We start from the raw sequence: 14,828 nt of genomic DNA, 5'->3' as shown, positions 1-14,828 counted from the left end.
CCCACCACACCCGTCATCAGCGAGGTCTACGGCGGTGGCGGCAACAGCGGAGCCGAGCTGCGCCACGACTTCGTCGAACTGGGCAACCCCACCGACACCGCCGTCACGCTCGACGGCTGGAGCGTGCAGTACCTCCCCGCCAGCCCGAGCTCCGGCACCCGCGCCCAGGTCACCGAGCTGTCCGGATCCGTCGACGCCGGGGGCCACTACCTGGTCCGCCAGGGCCAGGGGTCGGGCGGCAGCGTCGACCTGCCCGCCCCCGACGCCACCGGCGGCACCGCCATGTCCGCCCGCTCGGGCGCGGTCCTCCTGGTCCGGGGCACCGACCCCGTCACCTGCCGCACCGCCGTCGAGTGCGCCGAGGAGGAGGGGGTCGTCGACGTCGTCGGCTACGGCGACGCCGTCGTCTTCGAGGGCGCCCCGGCCGCGCGGCTGAGCAACACCGCCTCCGCCGCCCGCGACGACGCCTTCACCGACACCGGAAACAACGCCGCCGACCTCACGTCCGGTCCCCCCACCCCCACCAACGCGGCCGGGGAGACCCCCGGCGACGGCGGAGGGGACCCCGACCCGGGCGAGCCCGGCGACCTGCGCGTCCACGATGTCCAGGGCACCACCCGCACCTCCCCCCACGAGGGTCGGCGGGTCAGCGGCGTCCCGGGCGTCGTCACCGCGGTCAACCGCTTCGGTTCCGCGCAGGGCTTCTGGTTCCAGGACCCCGAGGGCGACGACGACCCGCGCACCAGCGAGGCGCTCTTCGTCTTCACCGGCTCCACCACCCCCGACGTGGCCGTCGGCGACGAGGTCCTGGTCGGGGGCCGCGTCAGCGAGTACCGACCCCAGACCGACGCGCACACCATCACCCAGCTCGCCGGGGCGAGCTGGACCACCGTCTCGTCCGGCGCCGACCTGCCCGGGTCGGTGCTGCTCGACGCCGACGCGGTCCCCGACGAGTACGCCCCCGACCACGGCGGCGACATCTCCGACCTCGACCTGCGCCCCGGCACCTACGCCCTCGACTTCTGGGCCGCCCACGAGCACATGCTCGTCCGGGTGGAGGACGCGCCCGTCATCGGTGAGACCGACCCCTACTCGGCGCTGTGGGTGACCACCGACCCCGACGGCCGCGACGCCACGGTCAACGGGGGAACGCTCTACAGCTCCTACGACGAGCCCAACCCGGGCCGGATCAAGATCGAGTCCCTGCTCGACCGCGACACCCACCCCTTCCCGCGGGCCAACGTGGGCGACACGCTCACCGGCGTCACCGAGGGGCCGCTCTACTACAGCCGGTTCGGCGGCTTCCTCATCCGCGCCACCACGCTGGGCGAGATCGTCGGGGGCGACCTGGAGCGCGTGCCCGCCCGGGCGGCAGCCCCCTACGAGAACACCATCGCCACGTACAACGTCGAGAACCTCGACGGCGCGGACGACCAGGCCAAGTTCGACGAACTCGCCCGGGGCATCGTCGACTACCTGGGCTCCCCGGACATCATCGGCCTGGAGGAGATCCAGGACGACAACGGCCCCGTCAACGACGGCACCGTGGACGCCGACCTCACACTCCGCCGCCTGACCCGCGCCATCCACGCGCAGGGCGGACCGCGCTACGCCTGGCGCCAGATCAGCCCCGAGGACGGTCAGGACGGCGGCCAGCCGGGCGGCAACATCCGCAACGTCTTCCTCTTCGACCCCCAGCACGTCCGCTTCATCGACGCCGGGGAGCCCGACGCCACCACCGGCGTCGAGGTCCTGGAGGGGCCGCGCGGACCCGAGCTCAGCGTCTCCCCGGGCCGCATCTCCCCCGAGGACGAGGCGTGGGACTCCAGCCGCAAGCCGCTCGTGGGCCACTTCCGCGTGCGCGGGCGGGACCTGTTCGTGGTGACCAACCACTTCAACTCCAAGGGCGGGGACCAGTCCCTGCACGGGGTCGTCCAGCCGCCCGAGCGGTCGAGCGAGGTCCAGCGCAACGCGCAGGCGCGCCTGGTCAGGGAGTTCACCGACGAACTGTTCGCGGTGGACCCGGACGCCAACGTCGTGGTCATGGGCGACCTGAACGACTTCCCGTTCTCACCGACCCTGGACATCCTCACCGGGGACGGGCCGCTCACCAACCCGATGTCGGACCTGCCCGAGAACGAGCGGTACAACTACGTCTTCGACGGCAACTCGCAGGCACTCGACCACATCCTGTTCAACGCCGCGCTGGCGGGCCGGATGGACTACGAGGTCGTGCGGATCAACTCCGAGTTCCACGACCAGGTCAGCGACCACGACCCGCAGGTGCTGTACCTCGACATCCGCGGGGGCCGCGGGTAGCGGCGGCACGGCGCGCCGACGCGGGCGCGCCACCCGGTCACCGGGGGAGGGAGCCGGCGCGGTCCCTCCCCCGAGCCGTGCCCCGGGGAGCCCGGAGCGCGTCCGAACGGCGCCTATCCTGGGGGCGTCCGCGAAGCGGCGGACGGACCTCGACCCTGGGGAAGCGAGAGATGCACGTACTCCTCACCGGCGGCGCCGGGTACATCGGCACGCACACCGCCGTCGAACTCCTCGACGCCGGGCACGACGTCGTGGTCCTGGACCCCCTGGTCAACAGCCACGGGGAGGCGCTGCGGCGGGTCGAGCGGATCACCGGCCGCGCCGTCACGTTCCACCGCGCCGACTGCACCGACCCGGCCGCTCTGCGCCGCGTCCTGGGCGAACACGACGTCGACGCCGTCATCCACCTCGCCGGGCTCAAGGCCGTCGGCGAGTCCGTCGAACAGCCGCTGCGCTACTACCGCAACAACCTGGACGCCCTGCTCACCCTGGCCGAGGCGATGGACGAACACGGTGTCCGCGACCTGGTCTTCAGCTCCTCCGCCACGGTCTACGGCGATCCCGAGCGGACCCCGATCACCGAGGACGGCGCGCTCAGTGTCACCAACCCCTACGGCGCCACCAAGCTCTTCGCCGAGCAGGTCCTGCGCGACCTGACCGCCGCCGACCCCCGCTGGCGGGTCGTCGCGCTGCGGTACTTCAACCCCGTCGGCGCGCACCCCAGCGGCCTGATCGGGGAGGACCCCCAGGGCGTGCCCAACAACCTGTTCCCGTACATCGCGCAGGTCGCCGCCGGGCGGCGCGAGCGCCTCCAGGTCTTCGGCGACGACTACGACACCCCCGACGGCACCGGCGTGCGTGACTACCTGCACGTCGTGGACCTGGCGCGCGGCCACCTCGCCGCACTCGCCCACCTGGCCGACGCCCCGGGGTGGCGCACGTACAACCTGGGCACCGGACACGGGACGTCGGTCCTGGAGAGCATCCGCGCCTTCGAACGGGCGACCGGTGCCACCATCCCGTACGAGGTGGTCGGCCGCCGCCCCGGCGACATCGCCGTCTGCTACGCCGACCCGTCGGCCGCCGCGCGCGACCTGGACTGGAAGGCCGTGCGCACGGTCGACGACGCGTGCGCCGACGCCTGGCGCTGGCAGAGCGCCAACCCGAGGGGCTTCGCTGGCTGAGGCGTGCTCTTCGCGGGCTCGGCCGGGGCTCGGGGCGTGGGGAACGGGGTCCTTCATCCTCGGCGGCGCCTGTCGCTCGTTCCTCGCTGGCGGCTTGCCTCGTCTTGCGGGACCCCGTACGCCCCTCTGTGTTGATGCGGCCTCGCGGGCTCGGCCGGGGCTCGGGGCGTGGAGAACCGGGTTTCTTCGTCGTCGCCTTCGCCTGGCTCGTTCCTCGCCGGCGTCTCGGCTCCTCCTGCAGAACCCGGTACGCCCCTCTGTGTTGATGCGGCCTCGCGGGCTCGGCCGGGGCTCGGGGCGTGGAGAACCGGGATTCTTCGTCGTCGCCTTCGCCTGGCTCGTTCCTCGCCGGCGTCTCGGCTCCTCCTGCAGAACCCGGTACGCCCCTCTGTGTTGATGCGGCCTCGCGGGCTCGGCCGGGGCTCGGGGCGTGGAGAACCGGGATTCTTCGTCGTCGCCTTCGCCTGGCTCGTTCCTCGCTGGCGGCTTGCCTCGTCTTGCAGGACCCCGTACGCCCCTCGCCGCGCCCAGATGTGGGGGAGCACACCCGGTCGGAGCTTCCCACCAAGCCGAACGCGCGGAACACGCCCTAGACTGGGCGTATATCCCTGTACTTCTGCGGAAGGTCCTCCGTCGTGTCCGTTGGTGCTGACAGCACGTTCGACACCGTCCTCGTCGTGGACTTCGGCGCGCAGTACGCGCAGCTGATCGCACGGCGTGTGCGGGAATGCCACGTGCACAGCGAGATCGTGCCCTCGACCATGCCGGTCGAGGAGATGCTCGCGAAGAACCCCAAGGCCATCATCCTGTCCGGTGGCCCCTCATCGGTCTACGCGGAGGGCGCCCCCAACGTGGGCGCCGAACTCTTCGAGACCGGGGTGCCCACCTTCGGCATCTGCTACGGCTTCCAGGCCATGACCCGTGCCCTGGGCGGCACGGTCGACCGGACCGACCTGAGCGAGTTCGGCCGCACCGAGCTGTCCGCCGTGACGGACTCCCTCCTCTTCGAGGGCGTGCCCGAGGACCTCCTGGTGTGGATGTCGCACGGCGACTCCGTGGTCCGCGCGCCCGAGGGCTTCCGGACCACCGCCAGCACCGCCGGAGCCCCGGTCGCCGCCTTCGAGGACACCGAACGCCGCCTCTTCGGCGTGCAGTTCCACCCCGAGGTCATGCACACCGAGCACGGCCAGGACGTCCTGCGCCGCTTCCTGTACGAGGGCGCGGGCTGCCGCCCCACGTGGACGATGGTCAACATCGTCGAGGAGCAGCTGGAGCGCATCCGCGAGGAGATCGGCGACAAGCGCGTCATCTGCGGGCTGAGCGGCGGCGTGGACTCCGCCGTGGCCGGCGCCCTGGTGCAGCGGGCCGTCGGTGACCAGCTCACCTGTGTGTTCGTCGACCACGGTCTGCTGCGCAAGGGCGAGGCCGAGCAGGTCGAGAAGGACTTCGTCGCGGTCACCGGCGTGAGCCTGAAGGTCGTCGACGCCGAGGACCGGTTCCTGACGGCGCTGTCCGGGGTCACCGACCCGGAGGAGAAGCGCAAGATCATCGGCCGCGAGTTCATCCGCGTGTTCGAGCAGGCGGCCCGCGAGATCGTCGTCGAGAGCGGCGAGCACGGAGCCGAGGTCGAGTTCCTCGTCCAGGGCACGCTCTACCCGGACGTCGTGGAGTCCGGCGGCGGCACCGGCACCGCGAACATCAAGTCGCACCACAACGTCGGCGGACTGCCCGACGACCTCCAGTTCACCCTGGTCGAGCCGCTGCGCGAGCTGTTCAAGGACGAGGTGCGCAAGGTCGGCGAAGAGCTGGGCCTGCCCTCCGAGATGGTGTGGCGCCAGCCGTTCCCGGGGCCCGGCCTCGGCATCCGGATCATCGGCGAGGTGACCCGTGAGCGCCTGGAGGTCCTGCGCGAGGCCGACGCCATCGCCCGCGAGGAGCTCACCCGCGCCGGACTGGACCGTGACATCTGGCAGTGCCCGGTCGTGCTCCTGGCCGACGTCCGCTCGGTCGGTGTCCAGGGCGACGGCCGAACCTACGGCCACCCCGTGGTACTGCGCCCGGTCAGCAGCGAGGACGCGATGACCGCCGACTGGTCGCGCGTGCCCTACGACGTGCTCGCCCGTATCTCCAACCGGATCACCAACGAGGTGCGCGAGATCAACCGGGTGACGCTGGACGTGACCAGCAAGCCCCCGGGCACCATCGAGTGGGAGTAGGGGCCGGGTCCTTTTCCTGGAACGGTTCCCCAGGCGGTGCCCGAACACGGTCCGAAGCGGAGCGCAGGACCGGGAACGGCACGGCGGGCCCGGTACGCGCTGGTCCAGCGAGTACCGGGCCCGTTCGCGTCAGGCCGCGGTGAAACTCCGATAAGAGGGGGCCGTGGCGGGATTCCCATGACCGCTCAGGCTGGAGCGGTCATGGGAATTCCTCGGTCGGAATCTGTTGTCAGCAGGTCACGCGGTAGCTGGAGCTGGTCGCGGTGATCTTGTTGCTGTACCGGAAGACGGAACGGTAGTTGTGGTTACCGGACCCGGAGCAACTGGCCGAGAGCGTTTGGCTGGAGGGGCTCATGGAAGCGCTCGTCATGTCGGTCCACCCCCACCACCGGTGGCGCTGAAGGACGAATCTCCACTGGCCTCCGTAGTTGCATCCGGAGTAGGAGGCCTTGATGTTGCTGCCGGACTTGTAGGGTTTGCGCGGTCCTGAACAGGCGGCTGCCACGAGGGCCTCCATCTGCTCTTCCGACAGCTGGACCTCGACGGCCTGCTGGGGCTGCTGCGCGGACGGGGCGGTCTGCGCGCTGGCGGAACTCGCNCCATACAGGCGGCCGCCACGGCGGCAATGCCACGGGCCAGTTTGTTGCGAATATTCACGATGGTTAACCCTTTCGTTATGCGTCGGTGAGTCTTTCGTTCTCTCCGACTTTCGTCAAGGGTTAAATTTGGCCATACCTGGCCATGCATGAATTGATCAAAGGTTTATTCGTGTTTTATGTCGATGGTTATTCAACCTTTGACTGTGGAATAGTCGTGTAGAGGTGAAAGGGTCCGGTCGCTGAACGCGCCCCCGGGAGTCAGTCCACCAGGTGCTCGATCGAGATCTGCGTTCGGTCCAGACCGGACCGGTGCGTCAGCTGCACGGTGGTCGGCCGTTCGCCCTCCTCGATGATGAAGGCCAGTTCACCGCCGACGGTGGCGCGGGGAGGGATTCCGCCCTGGGCCCACAGCCCGTCCGTGTCGCCCTCCAGGGGCGTCGGGCTCTCCGCCGGATAGGGGCTGACCCCGCCCTCGACCAGAAGGTACTGCTGGTCGGAGAGGAAGCGCAGCTGCTCGTCGCCGAGGTTGGTCATCCTCAACCCCACGAAGCAGTACCGGCCGCCCTCGATTTCCGAACGGGGGAAGTACTCGTCGCGTGTGCGGTCGCAGTCGACGTCCTCGATCTCGTACTCGACCATGCCGTCGGCTGACCGGACCGGAGCGTCTCCGGGTACGGCGTCCTCGGAGGTCTCCTCCCTGTCCTCGGCGTCCTCCGACTTGTCCTCGTCCTCGGGTGCGGGCTGCTGGGCGCCGGACTGCTCCTGGCCGGAGTCACCGTCCGCGTCGGCGTCCGCCCAGGGCGCGCTGCCGTTCACCGTGGACAGCACGGCCAGCAGGACCGCGACGGCGATGAGGACGGCCGCCACGGCCGCCGCCAGACCCAGGACGATCCCCTTGCGCCGGTTGGGCGCGGCGGGTCGGTGCGGGGGCGGCGGGACCGGTGGGACGTAGGGCTGCGGTCCGGGGCGCGCCCCCTGCTGCTCGGCGGACGGCGCCATCGGGATCGGACCGGTCGAGGCCGGGTGCGGCTGCGCGGGCGCGGGGCGGCGCGGCGCGTTCTGGTTGCCCGGGGGCGGACCGGACGGGCGCGCCCCGGCGGGGCGCGCGGCCGGGGGCGGCGCCTGCGGCCGGGGGAAGGTGCCGGTCTGGTGGGCCGGGGGCGGCACCGGGCCGGCCTGGTAGCGGCCGGGCGGGGGCGGCGGGGGCCGCATGCCCGTCATGGTCTGCTGGGCGGGGCGCATCCCCGGCTGCGGGCCGCCGGGCGGCATGGGAGGCAGGTTCGGCCGCCACGACTGGTGCAGGGCGTGGGAGACCATGTCGTTCGGGTTGGAGTTGTCCTCGCCGCCGGCGAGCTCCAGGAGCAGATCCTGGGCGGTCGGGCGGCGCGCCGGCTCCTTGGCCAGGGCGCGCAGGACGAGCCGGTCCAGCGGGCTGTCCAGGTTCCCGATCTGCGGTTCGGCGAAGAGCACGCGCTTGCCCAGGGTCATGGCGTCGCCGTTGCCGAACGGGTGGGTCCCGTTGCCCGCGAAGGCCACCAGACAGCCCCAGGCGAAGATGTCCGCCGAGGTGGTGACCTGTTCCTCCAGCAGCTGTTCGGGCGCCATCCAGCCGGGACTGCCCATGACGATGCCGGTCTGGGTGTGGTTGGTCGCGGTGTTCATCGCCCGGGCGATGCCGAAGTCGATCACGCGGGGCCCGGAGAGCGACAGCAGCACGTTCGCGGGCTTGAGGTCGCGGTGGACGAGCCCGGTGCGGTGGATGGCCGCCAGCGCCGCGGCCACGCCCAGGGCGAACCCGTGCAGGGTCGAGGAGTCCAGCGGCCCGTTCTCGGCGATGTGCTCGGCCAGAGCGGTTCCGGCGATGTACTCGGTGACCATGTAGGGACGGTTCTCGAACGTCCCGTGGTCGAGGACCTTGGCCGTGCAGAAGGAGGCGACCTTGCGGGCGTTCTCCATCTCGTCGCGAAAACGTGCCCGTGTCGCCTCGTCGAAGGCGAGTTCCGGGCGGATGACCTTGATCGCTACCTGGTTGTTCCTCTCCGCGGTACTGCCCAGGTAGACGGTGCCCATGCCGCCGCTACCCAGCTTCCCGGACAGCACGTAGGGACCGATGGTGGCCGGATCTCCGGCTGCCAGCGGTTCCAGGTTCTTCGGGAGCCCATCCGACGGCAAGCGACCCTCCCCGACGGTGTCCAAACTCCGCCTCGCCCCAAGGTAGCGGTGTTTGTGCCCTGATTCCCACCCGTGCGACGTTTCGGATCGTTCGGGGGAAGGGCGGTATCTGACATGACAGTGATGACTGATCCCCGATCGGAGCCCCTGGTTCGCGCCGACGGGTGTGATCCCGTCGGCGACGGGCGCGAGACACACTGCTTCCCCGGCCGGGGCATGTGTTCACGCAAGGTAGGGGGTTCCTTTACGATTGGGGACTCGTGACCGTTAGTACCACCGTAACCGTGCGGGTCCCCGCGAAGGTGAACCTCCAGTTGGCGGTGGGACCCAGACGTGAGGACGGGTTCCACGCCCTCGTCAACGTGTTCCACGCCGTCTCGTTGTTCGACGAGGTTACCGTCAAGGAGGCCCCTCCGCGTCAGGACTTCGGACTCGCGACGCTCACGGCATCCGGTGGGACGCGCGTGGACCTGGCCGGGGTTCCGCTCGACGCCACGAATCTCGCCGCGCGCGCGGCGGCCCTCCTGGCCGAGGAGACCGGCAAGGGGTCTCCCGTCGAAATCCACCTCGACAAGCGGATCCCGGTGGCCGGGGGCATGGCGGGCGGCAGCGCCGACGCGGCGGCGGCCCTGGTGGCCTGCGACCGGCTGTGGGGCTGCGGTCTGCCCCAGACGGACCTCATGGACCTGGCCGCACGCCTGGGCAGCGACGTGCCCTTCCCGTTGATGGGCGGTACCGCCGTGGGGACGGGGCGGGGAGAGATCCTGGAGCCCCTGGTCGCGCCCGGCCGGTACCGGTGGGTGTTCGCGCTCTCGTCGCGGGGCCTGTCCACGGCCAGGGTGTTCGGGGAGTACGACCGGTTGCGGCCCGACGCGCCCGCGCCGCGCCCCTCGCCCGCGATGGAGGAGGCGCTCGCGTCCGGGGACGCCGCGTCGCTGGGCGCCGCGCTCACCAACGACCTGGAGCGGGCCGCGCTGTCGCTGCGGCCGGATCTGGCGCGCGTTCTGGCGGCGGGCCGGGAGGCGGGCGCGCTGGGGGCCCTGGTGTCCGGCTCCGGGCCGACGTGCGCGTTCCTGGTGGGCGACGAGGACTCCCCGAAGGCGGGCGGGATCGAGGCCGAGGTGGTGCGCGCGCTGGAGGCCGCCGGGGCGGACTCGTGCGTTCCGGCCGGCTCGGGGGACGTCCTCGGCGCGACTGTGGTGTGACGCACATCACTTGATGAATCGCGGTCCGGGCCCGCGCCTCGCCATTGACCTCAACCCTTGTTGAGGTCGAAGACTGGGGTGCATGACGACCGCAGCCACTCTCTCGCGCTACGCCGACCTGCCCGTGCTCATCGGCCTCATGGAGGGCGACGAGAAGCACAAGGGCGCCGCCAACTCCACCCTCGACGTCCTGTGGGTGCTCTACGACCGTGTCCTGGCCGTCACCCCGGAGACCGCCGAGCACCCCGCACGAGACCGTTTCCTGCTGTCCAAGGGGCACGGGCCGGTCGCCTTCTACGCCGTTCTCGCCGCCAAGGGCTTCCTCGACGTGCCCACCCTGCGTGGATGGAGGGCGTTCGACTCACCGCTCGGCCACCACCCCGACCGCGTGCTCGTGCCCGGAGCTGAAATCGGTAGCGGTTCGCTCGGCCACGGGCTGCCGCTCGCACTGGGCACCGCCCTCGGACTGCGCGCCCGGGACGTGCGCCGCCCCGACGGCGCACCGCCCCGCACGGTCGTGCTCGTCGGCGACGGTGAACTCGACGAGGGCAGCAACCACGAGGCGATCACCGTGGCCGGGCGGCTGCGGGTCGAGGAGCTCACCACGGTGGTGGTGGACAACCGCTCCAGCGCCCACGGCTGGCCGGAGGGGATCGGCACCAGGTTCGAGACCGAGGGCTGGATCTCCCGCGAGGTCGACGGGCATGACCACGACGCCCTGCACACCGCCCTCACCGCGCCCCACCCGGGCCACCCACTGGCCGTCATCGCCCGCGTCCGCTCCAAGCGTTAGGAACACCGCCATGCGTGAGACCTTCGTCGAGACCGTCAACGCCGCCCTCACCGAGGACCCCCGCACCGCCGTCGTCCTCGCCGAGATCTCCGTCGACGGGTTCCGGCGGGCCGCCGTCCGGCACCCGGGCCGCGTGATCAACGTCGGCATCCGTGAACAGGCCATGATCGGCGTGGCGGGCGGCCTCGCCCTGGCCGGCATGCGCCCGATCGCGCACACCTACGCGCCCTTCCTCGTCGAGCGGCCGTTCGAGCAGATCAAGCTGGACTTCGGACACCAGGGGACCGGTGCGGTACTGGTGAGCATCGGCGGCTCCTACGACGCCTCGGTCGAGGGACGCACCCACCAGGCGCCCGGTGACGTGGCGCTCCTGGACACCCTCCCGGGGTGGACCGTGTACGTGCCCGGACACCCGGACGAGGTCCGCGACGCGCTCAGGGCGGCGATCCCCGGGAACGACCGGGTGTACGTGCGGCTGTCCGGAACCGCCAACCGGTCGCCACTGCCCGTGTCGGGCGGGCTGACCGTCGTGCGCACGGGGTCGCCCCGTTCGGCGGGGGTGGTTCTGGCGGTCGGTCCGATGCTCGACCCGGTCCTGGAGGCCACCGCCGGGCTGGACGTCACCGTCGCCTACACCGCGACCGTGCGGCCCTTCGACCGTGAGGGGTTGAGCGCCCTGGTCGGCGCGGCGGGCAACGCGGACGTGCTGGTGGTCGAGCCCTACCTGAGCGGCACCTCCGCCCACGAGGTCTCCGCCGCCCTCGCGGACCGCCGCCACCGCCAGCTGGGCCTGGGGGTGGCACGTGACGCGGAACTGCGCGCCTACGGGACCCCGGCACAGCACGCGCGCGCCCACGGACTCGACACCGAGGGCATCGCGAAGGCGGCCAGGGAGTTCTTCCTCGTGTGAGGCACGGCGCCCTGCGTCCCCACGGTCCTGAGGCCGAGGTCGGTTGGGCCGGGAACAGGCCGGGGGCGGCGCGGGTTGTTGGTGGCGGGCCGGACACCGGCCCTGTCCCACGGGTCCGCCACAGGGCCTAGTGTGGGCCGTCGGGGTGTCCCGGTGAGTCGCGCGCACCGTGCCGGGACCGGCACGACGTCGGCGCGCGCCCGCGACCGATCACGGGCGGCGAGGTTCCGCCGTGGCCCCCGCAGCAGTGTTCTCGCAGTACGGAGAGGAAGTCAGACCAGGTGAGCATCAATGTGCTAGGGCGTGTGCCGTGGATGCTGCCCGTCGCGAGCGGCGTCTCCGGTGCGGCTCTCGCAAGGCCGAAGAAGGAGCCAGCCCGGGGTTGGCTGTCGACTGATGAGAACGCAGCGAGAGTTGTGCCGGGGCGCCGCGCAGCAGGGTATGTGTCCGCGGTACACGTCCTAGGGACGGCGGGCCGTTGACGAATCTGGTCAATCTCCAGGACGTGTCCCTGGCCTACGGGCCGCTCGTACTCCTCGACAAGGTGTCCCTCGGCGTGGACGAGGGTGAACGCATCGGCGTCGTCGGCCGCAACGGCGGCGGCAAGTCCACCCTGATCTCGGTGCTCTCCGGACGCACCGAACCCGACTCCGGCCGGGTCGTGCACAACCGCGGCCTGAGGACCGGGTTCCTCCACCAGCGGGACGACTTCCCCGACACCACGGTCGGCGCCTTCGTGCTGGGCGACCGCGCCGAGCACGAGTGGGCCGGTGACGCCCGCATCCGCGACATCCTGCGCGGTCTGCTCGGTGGCTGGGACCTGGACACCGACATGTCCGGCCTGTCCGGCGGCGAGCGCCGCCGGTCCGCGCTGGCGCGCCTGCTCGTGGACGACCATGACCTCATCGTCCTCGACGAGCCCACCAACCACCTGGACATCGAGGGCATCGCCTGGCTCGCCCAGCACCTCACCGGCCGTCCGGAGTCGCTCGTGGTCGTCACCCACGACCGCTGGTTCCTGGACGCCGTCACCACCCGCACGTGGGAGGTCGGGCGCGGCGCGGTCGAACGCTACGAGGGGGGCTACGCCGCCTACGTCCTCGCCAAGGCCGAGCGCGAACGCCTGGCCGCGGCCGCCGAGGAGCGCCGCCAGAACCTCATGCGCAAGGAGCTGGCCTGGCTGCGCCGGGGAGCCCCCGCGCGTACGTCCAAGCCCAAGTTCCGCATCGAGGCGGCCAACCAGCTCATCGCCGACGAACCGCCGGTCCGCGACACCGTCGAACTCGTCCGGTTCGCCAGCTCCCGGCTCGGCAAGACCGTCGTCGACCTCAAGAACGTGTCGGCCTCCGTGCCCGACCGCCTCCTGCTGGACGCTCTCACCTGGCAGCTCGGCCCCGGCGACCGGGTCGGCCTGGTCGGCGTCAACGGCGCGGGCAAGTCGACCCTGCTCCGGATCCTCGGCGGCGAGCGCGAACCCGACTCCGGTTCGGTGCGCACCGGAAAGACCGTCCGGCTGGCCCACCTGTCCCAGAACATCGCCGAGCTCGACCCCGAGGCGCGTCCGCTCCAGGCCGTCATGGACGTGCGCGAACACGTCACCATCGGCAAGCGCGACTACACCGCCAGCCAGATGCTGGAGCGCTTCGGCTTCCGGGGCGAGCGCCAGTGGACCCCGATCGGCGACCTGTCCGGCGGTGAACGGCGCCGCCTCCAGCTGCTGCGCCTGCTCATGGACGAGCCCAACGTGCTCCTGCTGGACGAGCCCACCAACGACCTGGACATCGAGACCCTCACCGAGTTGGAGGACCTCCTCGACGGCTGGCCCGGCTCCCTGGTGCTGGTCAGTCACGACCGGTACTTCCTGGAGCGGATCACCGACCGCGTGCTGGCCCTCATGGGCGACGGCACCCTGGCCTTCCTGCCCGGCGGTGTCGACGAGTACCTGGAGCGCCGCGCCGCCAGCGCGGAGCGGCCCTCCGTCCCGGCCGGCGCCTCGGAGGGGGCCACGGCCCCGAAGGAGGAGCCCGCGGTCTCACCGGCCGAGCGGCGCGCCGCCCAGAAGGAGATGCAGCGGGTCGAGCGGCGGATGGACCGGATCGCCAAACGCGAGGCCGAGCTGCACGAGCTGATGGCCGCCGCGGCCGAGGACTACACCCGGCTGGCCGAGCTGGACGCCGAGGCCAAGGCCCTGGCGGCCGAGCGGGACGAGTTGGAGGAGGTCTGGCTGGCCCAGGCCGAGCTGGTCGGCGACTGACCGTGTCAGGGCGCCCGAACGGTGACCCCTGGGGCACGGGCCCGGTGGACGTCCGCCGGGCCCCGCCGCGTCCGGTCCCCGCTCAGCCCCAGGTGGTGCCCGCGGGCTCCTGGATGGTGACGTTGATCCTGTTGAACATGTTGGTCAGGCCGATCGTGAGGATGAGGGCGGACAGCTCCCGCTCGTCGAAGTGGTCGGCGGCCTCGTCCCAGACCTCGTCCGGCACCCGGTCGCGGCTCTGGTCGGCGATCCGGGTGGCGTACTCCGCCAGTGCCAGCGCGGCCCGTTCGGCGTCGGTGTAGAAGGGCGCCTCGCGCCAGGCCACCACCGAGGCGATCCGCTCCTCGGACTCACCGGCCCCGCGCAGGTTCACCACGTGTCCGTGGACGCAGGCGGCGCACCCGTTGACCTGGCTCGCCCGCAGCGCCACCAGCTCCTGGACGGCGTGCTCGAGGCCGCCCTCGCCGATCGCCCGGACCAGGCCGCCGATGCCCTTCATCGCGCTGGGCAGGACGGCGGCGGGGTTCTTCATACGTGCGGTCATGGGGGTTCTCCCTCGCGTGGTCTGCGGCGCCGCCGTTCGCGGCCCCGGCTCGTTCGCTCCGACACCCCCCTGACGGATCGCGCCGGACGGATGTGACCGCCGCCGGAGAACTTCTTCCGAACGGGCCCGCGCGGTCACGTTCACCGCCTCGCGCGCGTCACAGTGGTGACCCCCCCCGAGGAAGGACACGACCGTGACCGAGCACGAACTCCTGGCCCGCCGCTTCGAGGAGCACCGAGGGCACCTGAGGGCGGTGGCCCACCGGATGCTCGGCTCGATGAGCGAGGCCGAGGACGCCGTCCAGGAGTCCTGGCTACGGCTCGCCCGTTCGGCGGACGAGGACATCGACAACCTGGGCGGATGGCTGACGACCGTGGTCAGCCGCGTCTGCCTGGACCTGCTCCGCTCCCGGGCCGCGCGGCGTGAGTCCGCGTGGGAGGAACACCTGCCCGACCCGGTGGTGGCCCGCGTGGACGGCGATAACCCCGAACATCGGGCGCTGACCGCCGACGCCGTCGGGACCGCCCTCCTCGTGGTGCTGGAGTCCCTCACCCCCGCGGAGCGGCTCGCGTTCGTCCTGCACGACATGTTCGGAGTGCCCTTCGACGAGATCGCGCCGATCGTGGACCGAA

Annotated in this window: 11 protein-coding genes; 8 read left to right on the top strand and 3 right to left on the bottom strand. The window is 71.6% G+C overall.

Annotated features, from left to right (window positions below; all coding sequences use genetic code 11):
- From D471_RS32635 to guaA, 3 genes are all read left to right on the top strand, one after another.
- A partial coding sequence (locus tag D471_RS32635; protein ID WP_017597104.1) for an endonuclease/exonuclease/phosphatase family protein occupies nucleotides 1-2,319 on the top strand: 2,319 nt, incomplete at its 5' end.
- A gap of 170 nt (nucleotides 2,320-2,489) precedes the next feature.
- The gene (galE, locus tag D471_RS0102135) at nucleotides 2,490-3,503 is read left to right on the top strand and encodes a UDP-glucose 4-epimerase GalE (RefSeq protein WP_017597103.1); all 1,014 of its coding nucleotides are present in this window, start codon (nucleotides 2,490-2,492) and stop codon (nucleotides 3,501-3,503) included.
- Nucleotides 3,504-4,138: 635 nt separating this feature from the next.
- Nucleotides 4,139-5,719: a glutamine-hydrolyzing GMP synthase gene (guaA, locus tag D471_RS0102130; protein WP_017597102.1), complete on the top strand. Its 1,581-nt coding sequence runs from the start codon at nucleotides 4,139-4,141 to the stop codon at nucleotides 5,717-5,719.
- A gap of 229 nt (nucleotides 5,720-5,948) precedes the next feature.
- On the opposite strand, the gene D471_RS0102125 is transcribed toward guaA, so the two are convergent.
- Entirely contained in the window at nucleotides 5,949-6,224 is a 276-nt protein-coding gene (locus D471_RS0102125; RefSeq protein WP_152486194.1) for a hypothetical protein, read from the bottom strand.
- 352 nt (nucleotides 6,225-6,576) lie between these two features.
- Nucleotides 6,577-8,490, bottom strand: coding sequence for a serine/threonine-protein kinase (locus tag D471_RS0102120; protein ID WP_017597100.1), 1,914 nt, complete (start codon nucleotides 8,488-8,490; stop codon nucleotides 6,577-6,579).
- A 260-nt stretch (nucleotides 8,491-8,750) separates the two neighbouring features.
- On the opposite strand from D471_RS0102120, the gene D471_RS0102115 reads away from it, so the two are divergent.
- The 4 genes from D471_RS0102115 (at nucleotide 8,751) to D471_RS0102100 (ending at nucleotide 13,652) form a co-directional block, all read left to right on the top strand.
- The gene (locus D471_RS0102115) at nucleotides 8,751-9,695 is read left to right on the top strand and encodes a 4-(cytidine 5'-diphospho)-2-C-methyl-D-erythritol kinase (RefSeq protein ID WP_083924026.1); all 945 of its coding nucleotides are present in this window, start codon (nucleotides 8,751-8,753) and stop codon (nucleotides 9,693-9,695) included.
- An 82-nt stretch (nucleotides 9,696-9,777) separates the two neighbouring features.
- The gene (locus D471_RS0102110) at nucleotides 9,778-10,488 is read left to right on the top strand and encodes a thiamine pyrophosphate-dependent enzyme (RefSeq protein WP_017597098.1); all 711 of its coding nucleotides are present in this window, start codon (nucleotides 9,778-9,780) and stop codon (nucleotides 10,486-10,488) included.
- A gap of 10 nt (nucleotides 10,489-10,498) precedes the next feature.
- The gene (locus D471_RS0102105; protein ID WP_017597097.1) at nucleotides 10,499-11,398 is read left to right on the top strand and encodes a transketolase family protein; all 900 of its coding nucleotides are present in this window, start codon (nucleotides 10,499-10,501) and stop codon (nucleotides 11,396-11,398) included.
- 478 nt (nucleotides 11,399-11,876) lie between these two features.
- Nucleotides 11,877-13,652, top strand: a complete 1,776-nt coding sequence (locus D471_RS0102100) for an ABC-F family ATP-binding cassette domain-containing protein (RefSeq protein ID WP_017597096.1) — start codon at nucleotides 11,877-11,879, stop codon at nucleotides 13,650-13,652.
- 82 nt (nucleotides 13,653-13,734) lie between these two features.
- On the opposite strand, the gene D471_RS0102095 is transcribed toward D471_RS0102100, so the two are convergent.
- Nucleotides 13,735-14,196 (bottom strand): carboxymuconolactone decarboxylase family protein, encoded by a 462-nt coding sequence (locus D471_RS0102095; protein ID WP_017597095.1) that lies wholly within the window; start codon nucleotides 14,194-14,196, stop codon nucleotides 13,735-13,737.
- 193 nt (nucleotides 14,197-14,389) lie between these two features.
- Between D471_RS0102095 and D471_RS0102090 the strand changes: the two genes are divergently transcribed.
- Nucleotides 14,390-14,828 (top strand): sigma-70 family RNA polymerase sigma factor (locus D471_RS0102090; RefSeq protein WP_017597094.1); only part of this gene is annotated, 439 nt, incomplete at its 3' end.

The sequence above is a fragment of the Nocardiopsis lucentensis DSM 44048 genome, assembly GCF_000341125.1.
GTDB classification, from domain to species: domain Bacteria; phylum Actinomycetota; class Actinomycetes; order Streptosporangiales; family Streptosporangiaceae; genus Nocardiopsis; species Nocardiopsis lucentensis.
The sequence above is the reverse complement of the archived record's forward strand: the minus strand, read 5'-3'. Positions and strand labels throughout refer to the sequence as shown.

Excerpts from the sequence above, each read along its gene's own strand:
- galE (WP_017597103.1), top strand. The coding sequence starts at position 2,490 with ATGCACGTACTCCTCACCGGCGGCGCCGGGTACATCGGCACGCACACC.
- D471_RS0102110 (WP_017597098.1), top strand. The coding sequence starts at position 9,778 with ATGACGACCGCAGCCACTCTCTCGCGCTACGCCGACCTGCCCGTGCTC.
- D471_RS0102095 (WP_017597095.1), bottom strand. The coding sequence starts at position 14,196 with ATGACCGCACGTATGAAGAACCCCGCCGCCGTCCTGCCCAGCGCGATG.
- D471_RS0102105 (WP_017597097.1), top strand. The coding sequence starts at position 10,499 with ATGCGTGAGACCTTCGTCGAGACCGTCAACGCCGCCCTCACCGAGGAC.